Annotated in this window: 19 protein-coding genes; 13 read left to right on the top strand and 6 right to left on the bottom strand. The window is 36.1% G+C overall.

Annotated elements, in window-relative coordinates; translation table 11 throughout:
- The first annotated feature begins 1 nt into the window (after nt 1).
- The 7 genes from msrA to PYW42_RS07215 all read left to right on the top strand — a co-directional run bounded on the left by msrA (nt 2) and on the right by PYW42_RS07215 (nt 4776).
- Nucleotides 2-517, top strand: coding sequence for a peptide-methionine (S)-S-oxide reductase MsrA (gene msrA / locus PYW42_RS07245; RefSeq protein ID WP_002357448.1), 516 nt, complete (start codon nt 2-4; stop codon nt 515-517).
- Nucleotides 518-522: 5 nt separating this feature from the next.
- The gene (locus PYW42_RS07240) at nt 523-741 is read left to right on the top strand and encodes a YozE family protein (RefSeq protein WP_002364020.1); all 219 of its coding nucleotides are present in this window, start codon (nt 523-525) and stop codon (nt 739-741) included.
- A gap of 87 nt (nt 742-828) precedes the next feature.
- On the top strand, nt 829-2271 hold the full coding sequence (locus PYW42_RS07235; RefSeq protein WP_002411057.1) for a S41 family peptidase: 1443 nt from the start codon (nt 829-831) through the stop codon (nt 2269-2271).
- A gap of 18 nt (nt 2272-2289) precedes the next feature.
- A complete protein-coding gene (lepB, locus tag PYW42_RS07230; protein WP_002382369.1) occupies nt 2290-2844 on the top strand; it encodes a signal peptidase I in 555 nt (184 codons plus the stop codon).
- A gap of 114 nt (nt 2845-2958) precedes the next feature.
- Nucleotides 2959-3408: a hypothetical protein gene (locus PYW42_RS07225; RefSeq protein WP_002380347.1), complete on the top strand. Its 450-nt coding sequence runs from the start codon at nt 2959-2961 to the stop codon at nt 3406-3408.
- Nucleotides 3409-3556: 148 nt separating this feature from the next.
- Nucleotides 3557-3925: a GntR family transcriptional regulator gene (locus tag PYW42_RS07220; protein WP_002365712.1), complete on the top strand. Its 369-nt coding sequence runs from the start codon at nt 3557-3559 to the stop codon at nt 3923-3925.
- Nucleotides 3922-4776, top strand: a complete 855-nt coding sequence (locus tag PYW42_RS07215; protein WP_002409464.1) for an ATP-binding cassette domain-containing protein — start codon at nt 3922-3924, stop codon at nt 4774-4776. The genes PYW42_RS07220 and PYW42_RS07215 overlap by 4 nt, the downstream gene beginning before the upstream one ends.
- A gap of 16 nt (nt 4777-4792) precedes the next feature.
- On the opposite strand, the gene PYW42_RS07210 is transcribed toward PYW42_RS07215, so the two are convergent.
- Complete coding sequence (locus PYW42_RS07210; RefSeq protein ID WP_000221326.1) at nt 4793-5752, bottom strand: IS30-like element IS6770 family transposase; 960 nt, start codon at nt 5750-5752, stop codon at nt 4793-4795.
- 57 nt (nt 5753-5809) lie between these two features.
- Here PYW42_RS07210 and PYW42_RS07205 point away from each other — a divergent pair, with 57 nt between their 5' ends.
- The 4 genes from PYW42_RS07205 (at nt 5810) to PYW42_RS07190 (ending at nt 9793) form a co-directional block, all read left to right on the top strand.
- Nucleotides 5810-6577, top strand: a complete 768-nt coding sequence (locus tag PYW42_RS07205) for a hypothetical protein (protein WP_010816120.1) — start codon at nt 5810-5812, stop codon at nt 6575-6577.
- Nucleotides 6578-6769: 192 nt separating this feature from the next.
- Nucleotides 6770-7450 carry an ABC transporter ATP-binding protein gene (locus PYW42_RS07200; protein ID WP_002357457.1) on the top strand — a complete coding sequence of 227 codons (681 nt, stop codon included), beginning with the start codon at nt 6770-6772 and terminating at the stop codon, nt 7448-7450.
- The gene (locus PYW42_RS07195; RefSeq protein ID WP_002357458.1) at nt 7451-8734 is read left to right on the top strand and encodes an ABC transporter permease; all 1284 of its coding nucleotides are present in this window, start codon (nt 7451-7453) and stop codon (nt 8732-8734) included. It begins immediately after the preceding gene.
- Between the two features lie 90 nt (nt 8735-8824).
- Complete coding sequence (locus tag PYW42_RS07190) at nt 8825-9793, top strand: NADP-dependent oxidoreductase (protein WP_002409467.1); 969 nt, start codon at nt 8825-8827, stop codon at nt 9791-9793.
- Nucleotides 9794-9871: 78 nt separating this feature from the next.
- On the opposite strand, the gene PYW42_RS07185 is transcribed toward PYW42_RS07190, so the two are convergent.
- The 4 genes from PYW42_RS07185 to PYW42_RS07170 form a co-directional block, all read right to left on the bottom strand.
- On the bottom strand, nt 9872-10474 hold the full coding sequence (locus PYW42_RS07185) for an alpha/beta hydrolase (RefSeq protein WP_002361880.1): 603 nt from the start codon (nt 10472-10474) through the stop codon (nt 9872-9874).
- A 12-nt stretch (nt 10475-10486) separates the two neighbouring features.
- Nucleotides 10487-11449 (bottom strand): ring-cleaving dioxygenase, encoded by a 963-nt coding sequence (locus PYW42_RS07180; RefSeq protein WP_033627148.1) that lies wholly within the window; start codon nt 11447-11449, stop codon nt 10487-10489.
- Between the two features lie 10 nt (nt 11450-11459).
- Complete coding sequence (locus tag PYW42_RS07175; RefSeq protein ID WP_002380343.1) at nt 11460-11888, bottom strand: MarR family winged helix-turn-helix transcriptional regulator; 429 nt, start codon at nt 11886-11888, stop codon at nt 11460-11462.
- 128 nt (nt 11889-12016) lie between these two features.
- A complete protein-coding gene (locus PYW42_RS07170; protein WP_002409468.1) occupies nt 12017-12811 on the bottom strand; it encodes an SDR family NAD(P)-dependent oxidoreductase in 795 nt (264 codons plus the stop codon).
- A 250-nt stretch (nt 12812-13061) separates the two neighbouring features.
- Here PYW42_RS07170 and PYW42_RS07165 point away from each other — a divergent pair, with 250 nt between their 5' ends.
- Both PYW42_RS07165 and PYW42_RS07160 read left to right on the top strand, forming a co-directional pair.
- A complete protein-coding gene (locus tag PYW42_RS07165) occupies nt 13062-13607 on the top strand; it encodes a DUF7006 family protein (RefSeq protein WP_010708704.1) in 546 nt (181 codons plus the stop codon).
- A gap of 253 nt (nt 13608-13860) precedes the next feature.
- A complete protein-coding gene (locus PYW42_RS07160; protein ID WP_002409469.1) occupies nt 13861-14583 on the top strand; it encodes a TraX family protein in 723 nt (240 codons plus the stop codon).
- 59 nt (nt 14584-14642) lie between these two features.
- On the opposite strand, the gene PYW42_RS07155 is transcribed toward PYW42_RS07160, so the two are convergent.
- A complete protein-coding gene (locus tag PYW42_RS07155) occupies nt 14643-15677 on the bottom strand; it encodes a YdcF family protein (RefSeq protein ID WP_002409470.1) in 1035 nt (344 codons plus the stop codon).
- Nucleotides 15678-15798: the final 121 nt, after the last annotated feature.

The raw sequence follows: 15798 nt of genomic DNA, 5'->3' as shown, positions 1-15798 counted from the left end.
GATGGAAGAAAAAGCAATTTTTGCAGGCGGCTGTTTCTGGTGTATGGTGCAGCCTTTTGATACACAACCAGGGATTATCTCAGTTGTTTCGGGTTATACAGGTGGGCACGTGCCTAATCCAACATATGAACAGGTTCTAACACACACAACAGGCCATACGGAAGCAGTAGAAATCACTTTTGATCCAGCGATTATTTCTTACGAACAATTAGTGGATATTTATTGGCAACAAACAGATCCTACTGATGCTTTCGGTCAGTTTCAAGACCGCGGCGATAATTATCGGCCAGTTATTTTTTATCGTTCCCAAGAACAAAAAGAAATTGCTGAGAAAAGTAAAGAACGTCTAGCTAATAGTGGCCGTTTTACAGAACCAATTGTTACCACCATCGAACCAGCAGCACCATTTTATCCTGCTGAAGAATACCATCAAGACTTTTATAAAAAAGACGCTTTGCGTTATGGATTGTCCCATCAACGTAGAAGTGAATTTATTGAAGAAAAATGGAGTGATTAATTTACATGAGACGAAGCTTTTACCATTACTTAATGACATTAAAAGGTCCGGCTAAAGATTCTGAAACTGATTTTGCCAATGAAGCGGCCAAAGATATTCAGTTTCCAAAACAAACCGAGGATTATCATGAACTTTCTTCTTATTTAGAAATGAATGCTGACTATTTAAGCAACATGGACATCTTTGATGAGTTATGGGAAAAGTACCTTGAAAACAATAAATAAATCCAGAGGAAAAGCAAACAAAGCTTTTCCTCTTTTTTCATTCATGTTATAGTAAACAAAAGTAGTGACGAATTTGTTAGAAATGAGATGAAATCTATGAAGAACAAACGAACTGTTCCTTTTTATCAATATATTATTTCGCTCCTCTGTGTCGCATTTTTAGCTGGAGGAAGTAGTTATATTTATTTTGATCATCGTGTTAAAAAGATGAGTCAAGAAGGGGCAATTACCAATGCTGATTTAAGCAAAGTGCAGGATTTATATAATGAAATTAGTACCAATTATGTAGGTGAAGTAGATAAAAATGAATTAGTTGAAGGCGCCTTAAAAGGCATGTCTGAAGCCATTGGAGACCCATACTCAACTTATCTAAATGAATCTGCTGCCAATGATTTAAACGAAAGCTTATCTGGTGATTTTGAAGGAATTGGTGCCACTATGACAATGAAAGATGGCGAACCAGTTGTAGCAGAGGCCCCTGTAGCAGATTCCCCAGCTGAAAAAGCGGGAATCAAAGAAGGCGATATTATTGAAAAGGTTGATGGTACAGCTACAAAAGGGATGAAACTAGCAGAAGTCGTCTCAAAAGTCCGAGGTAAAAAAGGAACTTCCGTTGAATTGACTATCCAAAGAGAGGGAGAAACTAAAAATATCTCAATCAAACGTGGGAAAATTCCCGTTAAAACAGTGACTGGTGAGTTAGACAAAAAAGATGCACAAATTGGCTCGATTAAAATTACGTCCTTTGGTAAAAAAACATATCAAGAATTGAAAGAAACAATCACGAATTTACGAGACAAAGGAGCTAAATCCTTTGTAATTGATGTACGCCAAAATCCTGGTGGACTGCTAGATCAAGCAGAGCGAATGGCCAGTATGTTTTTAAAAAATGGCGAAACAATTGTTCAATTTGAAGACAAAAAAGGACGTACGATGAAAGAAGTTGCTTCCAAAGAATTAGACGACGGCTTTAAAGTAAAAGAACCTGTTGCAGTTATCATTGATGGCAATAGTGCCAGTGCATCCGAAATTTTTGCTGCAGCACTGCATGAATCTGCGAATGTCCCATTAATTGGAACGAAAACATTTGGCAAAGGAACGGTCCAAACGGTGAAGGATTTAAATGACCAAACCGAAATAAAATTGACTGTTTTAAAATGGTTAACACCAAAAGGCGAATGGATCAACGAAAAAGGAATTGAACCAACCATCAAAGCTGATTACCCAGAGTATGCCTATTTAAAATTGATTCCTCGCGATAAAACGCTAAAAGAAGGAGATCAATCTGAAGATATTCAGAACTTAAATGCTATTTTAGCTGTATTAGCGTATCTTGTTGATGAAAACAATGCAAACTACACCGCAGAAACAAAAGCAGCGGTTAGCGATCTTCAACAGAAAAATGGCTTGCCTGTAACTGGAGAAATCGACAATGAAACAGCCACAAAAATTGAAGCCACTTTAGGTAAATTAATTCTTGAAAATGACGCTGCCTACGATACAGCAGTCAAAGAAATTCAAAAAAACTAGAAAAAAGGTGGCACGAAGTTGAAGAAGAAACGTGATTATGTTGGGTATTTAATGTACTTTCTGAAAATCTTAGTACCAGCAATCGTAGCCGTTTTTATTTTAAGAGGATTTTTCCTGATTCCTGTTCGGGTGGATGGCCATTCTATGCAAAAAACCTTGAATCAAGGAGATATGATTGTGATGGAAAAATTCTCCGCCATTAAACGGTTTGATGTGGTGGTCTTTAAAACAGACACAGGATCGATTCTGATTAAACGTGTGATTGGTTTACCAGGAGAAGCTGTGCGTTACGAAAACGATCAATTATATGTCAATAATCAGCCAATCGCTGAACCGTATTTAACTAAAAACAGAAAAAAAGATCATGAAACGATGCCTTACACTACGAATTTTGATTCAAAAGAATTGTTAATGCAAGAAAAATTACCTAAAGATAGCTATTTTGTGCTTGGTGATAATCGCCGTATGTCCAAAGACAGCCGTTCTTTTGGTGCAATACATGCAGATCAAATCTTAGGGAAAGCACAATTTGTTTATTACCCACTCACTCATATGAAGATCATTCCTAAATAAGTAAGACCACTAGTTCGTTTATTTAAATAACGACTAGTGGTCTTTTCTAATCTGAAAAATTGTTCTCTTAGCTGAAAAATGTTAAGGTTAAAGTAATGATAGATGTAGGAGGTCATGCAAATGATTAGAAAAACTATTTTAGCAAGCTCTATCTTAGGCGTTGGGTTGCTAATTGGTGCATGTGGAAACCAAACTCAAACCCAAATGAATTCAACCAATACCAGTGAATCATCACAGTCTAAAGTAACCGAATCAAGTCGCAAGTCATCTGAAAGTGCGTCTAATAACGAAGGTGTATCAAGCGATTCTAGTAAATCCACAAGTTCCACTACAGAATCAGAAATCTTAAAAGGTCTGGCGGAAGAAAAAACGCTAAAAGAAAAAATCCCGTCCTTAAATCAAACAACGATTAAGAAAGTCACTGATAATGAGTATAAACGCATTCTTGTGATGGAAGAAAAGGCTACAGGAACGACCTATAAAAGTATTTTGATAAAAAAACAAAATCGCTTAAAAATTGTCAACGAAACAACCGATGAATTGTTATACAATGGAACCCTATAAGAACGAAATCATTCAATAAACTCAAAAGTATCGCCATTGTTTTCAAAGAAAAATTTCTTTGGAAACAATGTTTTTTTTATTGACAAAAGAATTTCTAGGATATATAGTTAGTTACATAAGTAGTTAACCATTTAAGTGAGGTGTAAAAATGGAATTTAATTTTTCGGGGGAAAAGCCTTTATTTCAGCAAGTAGCCGATCAGATTGCCGAAGGAATTTTTAATGGCGCTTACTTAGAAGGCGAACAAATTCCCTCAACCACAGAAATATCAAAAAGTTATCAAATCAATCCAGCCACCGTTTTAAAAGGAATGAATTTATTAGTAGAACGACAGTTGATTGAAAAGAAACGGGGGATTGGCATGTTTGTTTTACCAGGCGCTCAAGAGAGAGTAAGAAGTGCACGGAAAGAAGAATTTTTAAATAAAGAAGTCTTAGAAGTTGTCGCAGAAGCTAAAAAATTAGGGATTACAGCTGAACAATTAAAACAACTAATTGAAAGAGGGTATGAAGCATGAGTTTGCGGGTGGAATCAGTAAGTAAAAAATATCATCAAAAAAAAGCACTAGATAATATTTCAATTACTTTTGAAAAAGAAACGATTTATGGGCTCTTAGGCAGAAACGGGGCTGGTAAAAGTACGTTATTAAATATCATAAATAATCGAAGTTTTGCCACTTCAGGTTCCGTTAAATTGGCGGGAGAAACAGTGACCGATAATGAGGCTGCTTTGACTCATATTTACTTAATGAGTGAAGATAATTTGTTTCCTCCTCAGTTAAAAATTAAAGATATTTTTAAAACGACTGAAGGTTTTTATGGATCCTTTGACTGGTCTTTGGCCGAACAAATGTTAAGCGATTTTGGTTTAGATAGTAAAAAGACATTCAAAAAATTATCAACTGGTTATCGGAGTATTGCTAAACTAATAGTGGCGCTATCCGTCCCCTGTGAGTATATTTTTTTAGATGAGCCAGTCTTAGGTTTAGACGCCAATCATCGGGAATTATTTTATACTTATTTAATTGAGACATACCAAGAACGTCCCCGTACGTTTGTGATTTCTACCCATTTGATTGAAGAAATTGCGAATTTATTAGAAGATATTATCATCATTGATCAAGGAAAATTGATTCGCGCAGAATCTATTGAAACAATTTTGAAAAACGGTCGCATTGTTTCTGGGCCGAAAGAACAAGTAGAGCGCTATACTCAGTCATTGGAAATCTTAGGCATGGACACTTTAGGTGGGGCAGTTACGGCTTACGTGTACGGCGACTTGCCGACTGAAAAAGCAGAGGTTCAAATTGCGCCGCTAAATTTACAAACATATTTTGTGCAATTAACCAATAGAAAGAAGGAAAAGTAAAATGAAATATGATTTGTCAAATTAAGTTAGAATAAAATGCTTCTTGTACATAGCTCAAAAATATCTCAATTGGTGTTCTGTAATTCAATGATTTTCTTGGAATATGATTACGTTGATTGCTGACACTGGAAATAAATGTCTGATTCACTTCTCTAAAATCCATTGATTTCGGCAGTCCATTACGACGCAGAATCCCGTTAGAATTCTCGTTTAATGGGCGTTGAGAAGGTGTTCCAGGGTCCGCAAAATATATATCAATATCGTGTTGGTTACTAATGGCTTTCCAGTTAGAAAATTCTTTTCCACAGTCAAACGTAATAGATTTAAAGAAGTTTTTAGGGAAGCGAGAAAACCATTGATTAAGGGCGGTTTCAATATCTAATGCCTTACGGCCGTTGGGTTTAATCGTGATAATGACTTTAGATAATCTTTCAACTAAAGTAATGACGGCACTTTTATGATGAATGCCAACGATCGTATCACCTTCAAGGTGACCAAACTCAGAATTGAAATCAGGATAATTATCAGGTCGATCATGGATTGAGCGCTGATATTGTTGTTTTCCCCGTTTTTCCTGATGGCCATTGGGTTTTCTTTTACCTTTCATCGGTAGTGTGTCAATATCAAATATCCCTTTAGAAAATAAACGATAAAGTGTTCTCATACCGCATGAAACAGGCCTTTCTTTTCGCCCGATAATGACGTCAGGCGTCCAACCAAGAGTGACTTTCTCTTTAATGTAATCTACTTCATGAGCAGGTAATTGAATGACTTTTCTACCACATTTTTTCTTATTTTCTTTATACTGGTGCCAATAATCAAGAGCAGTCTTGCCTTGCTTGAACTTATTGACTACATTATAAATAGTTTGTATAGCACGTCCCATTCGGTTAGCGATTTCAACCGGTTTATTATGTTGAAGATAATATGATTCTATCATTGTCAGTTCGTCTATGGTAAGATGTTTGTAGGTCATTTATGGTTACACTCCTTTGTTTTCTTTCGTCGGAAATACAATTTGAGTGTACCATAAATGCCTTTTTATTTTTCTAACTTAATTTTACAATTCGCGAAATTTAAAACAGCTTTGCAGTATCGTGTTATTTATCAAGCCCGTTCTTTAGCAATTTATTTTGGCATTTATGCTTTGTTCGGCATTCTTTTTCCTCTTATTGGGTTGCTCTTTTCTAACGACGTAAATACTGTCAGCTCTGATGCAGTAATTCCTTGTCTGGTTTTTATGGGGATACTATCATTTTTAGGGGTAAACACACATTTTAAACTGTTTATTCAAAACGGGCTTTCCCGCTGGACAATTTTTTTGGTGAATTTTGTAAGTAATGCTATTTTATCTTTGGTTGGATCCTTGGCTGTACTTGTACTGATTAAAGTATTTAGCGGCAATTTCATTTCTCATTTTCAATTATCAATGAAATTAATTGATGTCTATGCGCAAGGAAACTTTTTCATGTCATGGTTGCTCTTTTTTATCTTACTAATGCTTAGCGGCTCACTTGGCTTGTTAGCAGGTGTCTTTAATGATCGGATAGATGGCGTAAAAAAACTCATTGTTTTATTGCTGTTATTAATGATTCCTATTTTACTGGGCACGATTGCACAATTAGGGGGGGCACCAATGCGCCTGAGAATGCTCCACATCTTGCAAACAATGGTTGGTTATCAATCCACTGGTTTTACTGTCCTGCCACTTTTTCTAACAATCAGTTGCTTTGTGGGCATTAATCTTGGTTTGGCCTATTTATTGAATAAACATCGTGAAATTAAACGTGTAAATGCATAACTAATTAATAAGAACATGTTCAATGAGGTGAATTTGGAACATGTTCTTATTGTTTTAATTGAGAGATACATCGGAAGTACCATGACAAAGGAAAGGGCTTCCGTCAAAATAGAAAGAGAAGAAAGGAGTATGAAAAGAGTAAAAAACTTTGTAAATAAGTAAACGACAAAGAATGAAAAATGGAGGGGTAACATGGCGGTAATTGAAGCAAAAAATATCAAAAAAAGTTATGGAAAGAACGAAACAAAATTTGATGCGTTAAAAGGTGTTGATTTAAAAGTTGAAAAAGGTGAATCTGTGGCCATAATTGGTAAAAGTGGCTCTGGGAAATCAACATTTATGCACATTTTGGCATTGCTAGATCAACCAACTTCAGGAGATATTTATTTAAATGGTAAAAATGTTACTAGTATTAGAAAGAAAGTGCTGAATAAAACGAGAAATGAAGAATTTGGTTTTGTTTTTCAACAATTCTTTATGAATGCCAAGGATACAGTTTTAAATAATGTTCTTTTACCATTAAAAATCGGTGGGATTTCCGGTAGCAAGAGGAAAAAGATGGCTTTAGATGCGTTAAAAGCAGTCGGTTTGGAAGATAAAGTTCAAAATAAAGCGAATAATTTATCTGGTGGCCAAAAACAACGGGTATGTATAGCGCGTGCTTTAGTTAATAATCCGCAAATTATTTTTGCAGATGAACCTACAGGGAATTTAGATTCTGCCACTGGGAAGAAAATTGAAGAATTGTTATTTGATTTAAATAAAAATAAAGGAATTACCTTAATTATTGTGACACATGATCCAGACTTAGCAGCACGTTGTGATCGGCAAGTTCATGTTCGAGACGGCTTGATTGTAGGAGGAGATGAGTAAATGAAATTTAGAGATATTTTAAAATCAGCTAGTACCAATTTAATGCGTAATAAAGGTCGAACCGTATTGACCATTATTGCAATCTTTATTGGAGCATTTACCATAGCTTTAACTACAGGAGTCAATATTGGTGTAAATGATTATATTGACAAACAAGTCGGCAGTGTCGGTGGTGCAAATCAGTTATTTATTCAGCCAAAAATGGAGATGAATGTTGGTAACGGAACAGAACCAAGTAAATATAATCCAGAGAAAAAAACCAGTACGATTCAACAACAAAGTATGCTTGCTGAAAAAGATATTGAGAAGATTAAAAAAATCTCGGATGTTACATCAGTGGAACCAATGAAATCCGTTGCTATCGATTATATAAAAGGAGCAGATAAGCATAAATATGTATTTTCAGCAACTTCTGCGCTAGATGAGATGACCATTGATTTAGCGGCTGGCCGTAAAGTTTCGCAAACGAGCCAGGACTTCGAAATTAATTTGTCACCAGAATATGTAAAAGCGCTCGGCTATACATCTAGTAAAGCTGCCGTGGGGGAAACAGTTCAATTAGGTATCTCAAGTTCCTTGAAAGGACAAGAGCAAGTTATTGAAGCAAAAATTGTTGGCGTTAGAAATGCCAGTGTCATTCAAAATGGGCTCTCGCTGATGAATAAAGCATTGATTGATAAAGTTGTCTCAATCAATCAAGCAGATCTTCCAGAACATTTAAAAAATCAATACGCGATGATTATTGCTGAAGTTAAAAAAGACAGCACGCCAGAGCAGATTAAGGACATCAAAAAAGATTTAGACAAAGCTGGCTATTTAGCGACTACTGTCGAAGATGAAATTGGCATGATTCGTAATATAATCAATGCAATCACTGGTGTCTTAACCATGTTTGGTGCAATTGCCTTGTTAGCTGCAAGCTTTGGCATTATTAACACGCTGTATATGTCTGTCCAAGAAAGAACGCGAGAAATTGGTTTAATGAAAGCCATGGGACTTAGCAATGGGAAAGTCTTTACAATTTTTAGTGTTGAGGCGGCTTTAATTGGCTTTTTTGGCTCAATATTAGGCATTTTAGGAGCTGTTGGGGTTGGAAATTTAGTTAATCGTTTGGCAACGGATTCTTTTTTAAAGGCTTTAACAGGATTTAAATTAATTCAATTTTCATTGCCATCTTCACTAACGATTATCTTAGTTATTATGTTTATTGCTTTTTTAGCAGGAACTTTACCAGCTCGAAGAGCAGCAAAATTAGATCCAATTGAATCTTTACGTTATGAATAATAGACTAAAAACAGCTACTTTCTCTCAATTTAACTAAAGCATATTCTTATATAAAAAGAAGGCAATAGGCGTATACTAAAAGTGTGAAAAATGAAACAAATGAGAGGAAGTTGGTTTATGAAAGCTGTTGTGATTAATCAGTACGGAAGTAAAGAGGTACTTGAAGAAGCAGAAGTAACACTACCGAAATTATCGGAACATCAAGTGTTGGTAAAAGAATACGCGACATCAATTAATCCGATTGATTGGAAATTGCGTGAAGGATATTTAAAACAGATGTTTGATTGGTCCTTTCCGATTATTCTTGGTTGGGATGTCGCTGGTGTGATTACAGAGGTGGGGAGTCAAGTAACGGATTGGCAAGTTGGCGATAAAGTTTTTGCTCGTCCTGAAACTACTCGTTTTGGCACCTATGCAGAAGTAACGATTGTGGATGATCATTTATTAGCAAAAATCCCTGAAACAATTAGCTTTGAAGAAGCGGCTGCCGTTCCGTTGGCTGGTTTAACCGCTTGGCAAGCATTGTTTGATCATGGTCACCTTAAAGAAGGAGAAACTGTTTTAATTCATGCTGGTGCAGGTGGGGTCGGTACTTATGCGATTCAACTAGCAAAAGAAGCGGGCGCACATGTCATCACGACCGCTAGCGCAAAAAATCATGCCTTACTGAGAAAAATTGGTGCAGATGAAGTGATTGATTATCATACAACGAATTTTGCAGAGGTATTAGCTGATGTTGATTTGGTCTTTGATACAATGGGTGGTGAGGTTCAAAAAAATAGTTTTGCCGTCTTAAAACCAAACACCGGTCGTCTTGTTTCAATTGTGGGCATTGAAGATAAACAATTGGCAGCCGAAAAAAATATTTCTGCTGAAAGTATTTGGCTTCAACCAAATGGAGAACAATTACAAAAAATTGCTGATTTGATGGCAGCTGGAAAAGTGAAATCAATTATTGGTGAAGTTTTCCCTTTTTCTAGACAAGGGATTTATGATGCACATGCACTCAGTGAAACGCACCATGCAGTTGGTAAAATAGTTGTTCAAATGGCAGAATAAAAAGAAGCTCAGACAGTGAATTATCTTAAAATAGAAAAAGTGGGTTCTAAGTCATTTCGACTTAGGACCCACTTTTTGTTAAGAGGACAGATGTGCCAACCAAGTTTGTGTTTCCTTAATTTCTTGATAAGTTAATTGATGACTTTGTGTCCAAACCTCTTGTACGGTTGCTCCATGATTCTGAAATAGTTGAATCACACGCATACTCTCAGGAAGTGGGACAATCGGGTCATGCTCTCCTAGAGATAATAAAACAGAAGTGTCGGTCAAGTCTGGTTGATTGGTCAATTCAACAGGAAACATGGGATGATAGAGGACAGCTTGATGGTAGCTGTCGGGATGAGTAAGCAATAATTGAATAGCGATATTGGCCCCATTTGAATAGCCAATAAAAATAATTTTATCCAATGAAAATTGATGCTCGTTAGCGGCTTGTTGAATAAACTTATGAAGCGCCTCGCCGCGTTTTTCTAGATCTTCTAAGTCATAATGACCTTCCGCTAGGCGCTTAAAATAACGATTCATTCCATTTTCTGAAACATCACCACGAATACTTAGCACAGTAGCTTGTTTATTTAGTTCTTGGGCAATTGGTAGGAGAGATGTTTCATCACCACCTGTACCGTGAAGTAGCACAAAGACAGGTGCTTCAGGATGTCCTTTTTTAAAAATTGAATGCATGTTTTTTCCTCCTTAGGCTCGTTTTGTATTGAAAGGCTTGATAACACTCTCAATATACTCACGACGGTTTTCTAAAAATGGCGCAAGAGATAACTTTTCTCCTAATGTTTCGTAAGGTTCATCCCCCATAAATCCTGGTTCATCGGTGGCTAATTCGACTAAAATATGCCCAATACGAACATACAATGATTCAAAGTAATAACGATCGACATAGCCAGAGTTTTGTAAGCCTAAATGATCAAAGAGCGCTTGCCAAGTCCCAAGTGATTTGCGATCCGCTAAGCGGAATGCAACGTGATGTACTTCACCATATCCTTGTTGTGCTTGTGAGCTAGTATCATCGTCTACCAAAATGACTTGGGCACCATTGCCACCTTGGCCAACTTCTAGTAAATAGCGATTGCCTTCTTGTGCCACTACGTGAAAGCCTAGAATTTCTTCAAAGACTTCTTTGAATTCATGAAAATAGGAAATAGCTATTTCGACAGGTCCTAAGCCATAAATCGCAAATTCTGTTGGAACAGGTCCTTTTTTCCAAGGGGTGCCCGCTGCAACGCCCTGATTTAATTCATCAGAGATTAATTGATACGCTTGATCATCAAAATCCCAAAAGCGAAGGACTTTTTTCCCGAATTCTTCAGAAATGCCTGTGTGTTTGACAGCAAATTCATTGAAGCGATTTTCATAATAAGTCAAAGCTGCATCTGAAGGAACCCGGAACCCTGTTCTTGAAATTGTATTGGTTCCTTTTAATCCTTTAGGGTTATTGGGAAAATCGAAAAAGGTCATGGTTGTACCTGGTGTACCCAAATCATCAGCAAAATAGGTATGGTAAGTATAGATATCATCTTGATTCACTGTTTTTTTGACTAAACACATCCCTAAAACATCTGTAAAGAAGTGATAGTTTTTTTCTGCATCACTTGTCATAGCTGTAACGTGGTGGATTCCTAATAATTGATCTTCTTTTTTCATCATTATTTCCTCATTTCGTTTCATTTGTTATTTTTCGTAAAGTTTTTTGAAGAAGTGTTAATTCTTCGGAAGAGAGTTGTTCAAATGCTTCTGCAATTCGCTTTGCATGCGTCGGGAAAATTTCTTTAATTAATGTTTTTCCAGCTTCTGTTAATTCGACGTAAGTAATGCGTCGGTCTTTTTCACTGGGAGTGCGCGTTACATAGCCTTTTTTATGTAATTGGTCAATAACATAAGTGGTGCTACTGCTAGCGATTAAAATTTTCTCCTTGATTTTTTGGATGGTCTGAGGACCTTTATGGAGTAACAGCTCTAATACTGAAAATTCTGTAATGTTTAAGTCATAACAAGTAACATCTTGCTTGGCAAGTTGCTCTAGTCGATGGCTGGTTCTTAATAAACCGATATAGGCTTTTAAAGCTTCTTGCTGTTGGGTCATTGTTTCACCTCTTTTTATTTCGAATTCGAGATAAATATAACTTACTTTTGGTAAGTAATCAATTAATATGCTTAAAAAGACAGCCAGCAAAAAATGTGAATTTTTGCTGGCTGTCTTTTTTGTTTATTTTAGAAGATTGTTGGAACTAAGCCGCCATCGATTCTTAAGGCTTCTCCTGAGAAAGAAGAAGAATCTGGGCTGGCCACAAAGGTAACAAAACGACCAATTTCTTCTGGTCGAATGAGCCGTTGGATTTGTGAACGAGAACGATGATTTTTCATGAAATCTTTTTCCCAATCCTCTTTGGGAATGTCTGAATCAGCGTACATATCTTCCAACATTTTTTCTACACCTTCGGTAAGGGTTGAGCCAGGCATAACCGTGTTAACGGTGACATGTGTGCCGACAGTTAAGTTGGATAAACTTTTAGCTAAGGAAAGATTCATCGTTTTTGTCATGCTATATTGGGGCATTTCGCCAGAAGGCATCACCGCTTCTTCGCTAGCGATGAAAATAATGCGACCAAAATCTTGTGCAAGCATTTTAGGTAGATAAGCTTTTGCTAATGCATTGCCTGACAACACATTCACAGTAAAAAATTTTTCCCAAGTGGCGTCATCGATGTCCCAGTATTCCATTGGCTCAAAAATCCCCATATTGTTCACTAAAATGTCGACTTTAGGGAATTTTTCAAGTAAAGTAGCTCGTTGACTTTCAATGGAAATATCGGCAGTCCCTGCTTGAGGATGAGTGTCTGGAAACATTGTTTGTATTTCTTCAACAACTTTGATTACTTCGGCTTCATTACGCCCATTGATAATGACATCGGTCCCTTCGCGAGCCATTTCAATCGCAATTGCTTTGCCAATTCCTTTGGTTGAACCAGTAATTAATGCTAATTTATTCGTTAAGTGTAAATCCATTTAAATCCCTCCAACGTTTGTCTATCTCTAGTGTAGGTCTTTTTCTGGACTTTTAAAAGGAAAAAGTTTTTTCGGCCCGCGAGAAACAAGCCCCAATAATTACTTAACAGCTGAGTTTTCACTTTTTGGGCGTAAAACGAGTAATTATTGTCAGTAAAAAAGCGTCACTTTTTTGATAGAATAACTAGAGACGAAATTGGCTAAGACCAATTTTGTAAAATTGTACATAAAAAAGAAGAGTGGGAATGCTATGAAGAAACAATATTACTGGAATATACCCGATAACTTATTAAACTCGTTAAAACAGCGGAAAAAGTTATACAACTTTTATAAAAATGAACAAAATAAGGCAAGAGAATTAGTAGAGAATTGTCAGTCGGTTCTTTTTCCTGAATTAGTCGCTTCGCTGAATAAAATAGATGAGCGGATTAAATTATTGATATTCTATCAAAATTTAGAAGATTGTGAGCTTTCAGAAGAAGAAATTATTACTGTGATTGAGCGAGAATATTTTGTGACTTTTTATGAAACAATTGAAGAACCGACCACTGAAATTATTAGTAGTCATTCTATGTATTATTTATTGCAACAGCCGACTAAAGAAATGCTTTGGGATTTAGACTTTAGTAACATGTTAAAACAAGGTCAGTTAGTTGATTTAATGGATTATCAAAAATTGACCAAATGTTATCAAAAGTTGCAGAATCAAGCTAAAAATTTGATTGAAAAATTAAATAAAGAAACATTTTACACATTCTATAGTCAACTTTTATTGATTGCCAATGCAAATTATTAATAGAAGAGGCGCTTCTGAAAGAAGAATCATTGATGACGGTCGATGAATGCTTAATAGCCATTAAGCAAGAAATTCGAAAAATTCATTTTGAACAATTTAAATACCAACATTATTTATTTGAAGATTTATCTTTGCGATACCAGGTTTAACGAAAGTGACAAAAAGAATGGTTGAATCTAACAAGAATGTTCGTTGTTTTCTGTTATATAAAAAGATATGATAGTTTCTGTAGAAAAAATAAAGGAGACGATTCATGAACGCAAATCGCTTAAAGTTATTGATGATGGGGTTAATGGTTCTTGACCATATTAGTTATTTTGTTCCGCCAGAATGGGCACTGATTTTTCATGTAATTACTCGTTGTGTCGGTGTGTTTTTTGGTTACATGGCTGTAGAAGGGTTCAACTATACACGGAATGTTTATCGTTACAATGGTCGTTTGTATATTTGGGCAGCAATCATGTTTGTTGGAAATACGCTGCTAAATCATTTAGTGAATAATCCAGCTGTCGCTGTTCACAACAATATTTTCTTCACCTTAGCCCTTGGTGTCAGTATGTTAATTGTGACAAAAGCGATGCTAGAGATGCCAAAAATCAGTTTAAAAATTGTTTTATTGATTAGTATATTAGCAATTTTAGGAACAGGAGCAATGTTTGCTGAAGGTGGCATTGTGATGTTACCTTTTATGTTGATTACGTATTTAGCCAGAAAGAGACTTGTCTTACGGAACTGTTTATATGGTGCATTAGCGCTCTTTTTCTTAGTTACAAGTTTTCAATGGTTGGGAGATTGGCCAACGACAATTGAAATGTTAGCTTATAATTCTGATTTTATGTTTATCACTGTGTTACCATTTATATCGCTTTACAATGGTGAGAGAGGGAGCAAAGCACCATTTTTCAAATATTTATTTTACGGATTCTATCCGCTTCATTTATGGCTGATTGCATTGATAGCCAATTACGTTCATTAAACCTTTTTATATTAAAAGAATAAAAACAGCGACTCACAAAAATGTGAGTCGCTGTTTTTTTAGATGGGTAAGATACTGATTCCTAAAAGAAGAGTGACAAGTAGAAAAACAAAAAGCACAATTCGCTTATCATGAACCAGTAAGGCAATGTATTCTCGGATTAGAGCAGTTGGTAAAAAATATAAGGCAGTTGGCGCCCCGACACCTTCAGCTTTTAAGCCGACACGATGGGCATACATAGCTCCTCGTAAGACATGATAGTTATTTGTTGAAAAAATAACAGAGGGTTGTTTAGAATCAGACGGCATCTTTTGCCAATCTGCCTGAATTATTGCTTTAGAAAACAACATATTTTCATAAGTGGTTGTGGATTGGTCCTCCATCAAAATTGCTTCTGCAGGAATATTTTGTGAAAGCAAATATTTTTTCATTGCGAAAGCTTCGGCCACAGGTTCGTCAGGACCTTGACCACCGCTGACTACAAATTTAGCGGTGGGATTTTTTTCATAATATTCAATCCCTTTATCTAACCGACTCTTCAAAAGTGGAGGTACTTCCTCGCTACGAATTCCCGAACCTAAAACAATGATATAATCAACCGCTTTTTTTAAAGGAATCATTTGGTACATCCATGAATACAAGACGTAAGCAGCAAATAGAAAGGTCAGCAAAAGATCCATTAACAATAGAAAAAGTAAGAACAGAAAAAGCATATAAGGTATTTGCGCTGTGCCAACTGATAATAAATATAGAAAGGCTGGTAAAGCAATTAATAAGTTCAGCCCTAAGCCCGCCGACAATTCAGCCGTGACACTTTTGCCTTCTTTCGTTTGCATCGTACGTGAGTTAAAAATAAAGTAAAGGCAAATGCCGATAAACACAGCGGGAATTAATAGATAAGCAATGGCCAAAGTAATTAGGTCGCCATTCTTAAAATGTAAATAAATTTTGTCTAGTCCGATAAATAGTAAGGTGACTAATGACAATAAGGTGCCAGAAGCCAGAGTGATACCGCCGAGGATACTGCGGTTATTAATTTTTAATATACCAAATCCTAGTAGGGCGATAAACAAAAAGAATAGTAGTAGTGCCATTTAATTCCTCCTAAAAATAAGTATCTAAAGTATAACATGCTTTAGAATCTGACATAAATAAACAGCTGTGCCGAAGCATAAGTTTTCCTTTCATTCTTAGAAAAGAAGTTTTTTCATGAAA

Origin of the sequence: Enterococcus faecalis (genome assembly GCF_029024925.1) — a bacterium.
Taxonomy (GTDB): domain Bacteria; phylum Bacillota; class Bacilli; order Lactobacillales; family Enterococcaceae; genus Enterococcus; species Enterococcus faecalis.
Note: the sequence above shows the minus strand (reverse complement) of the source record. Positions and strands in the feature narration are given on the sequence as shown.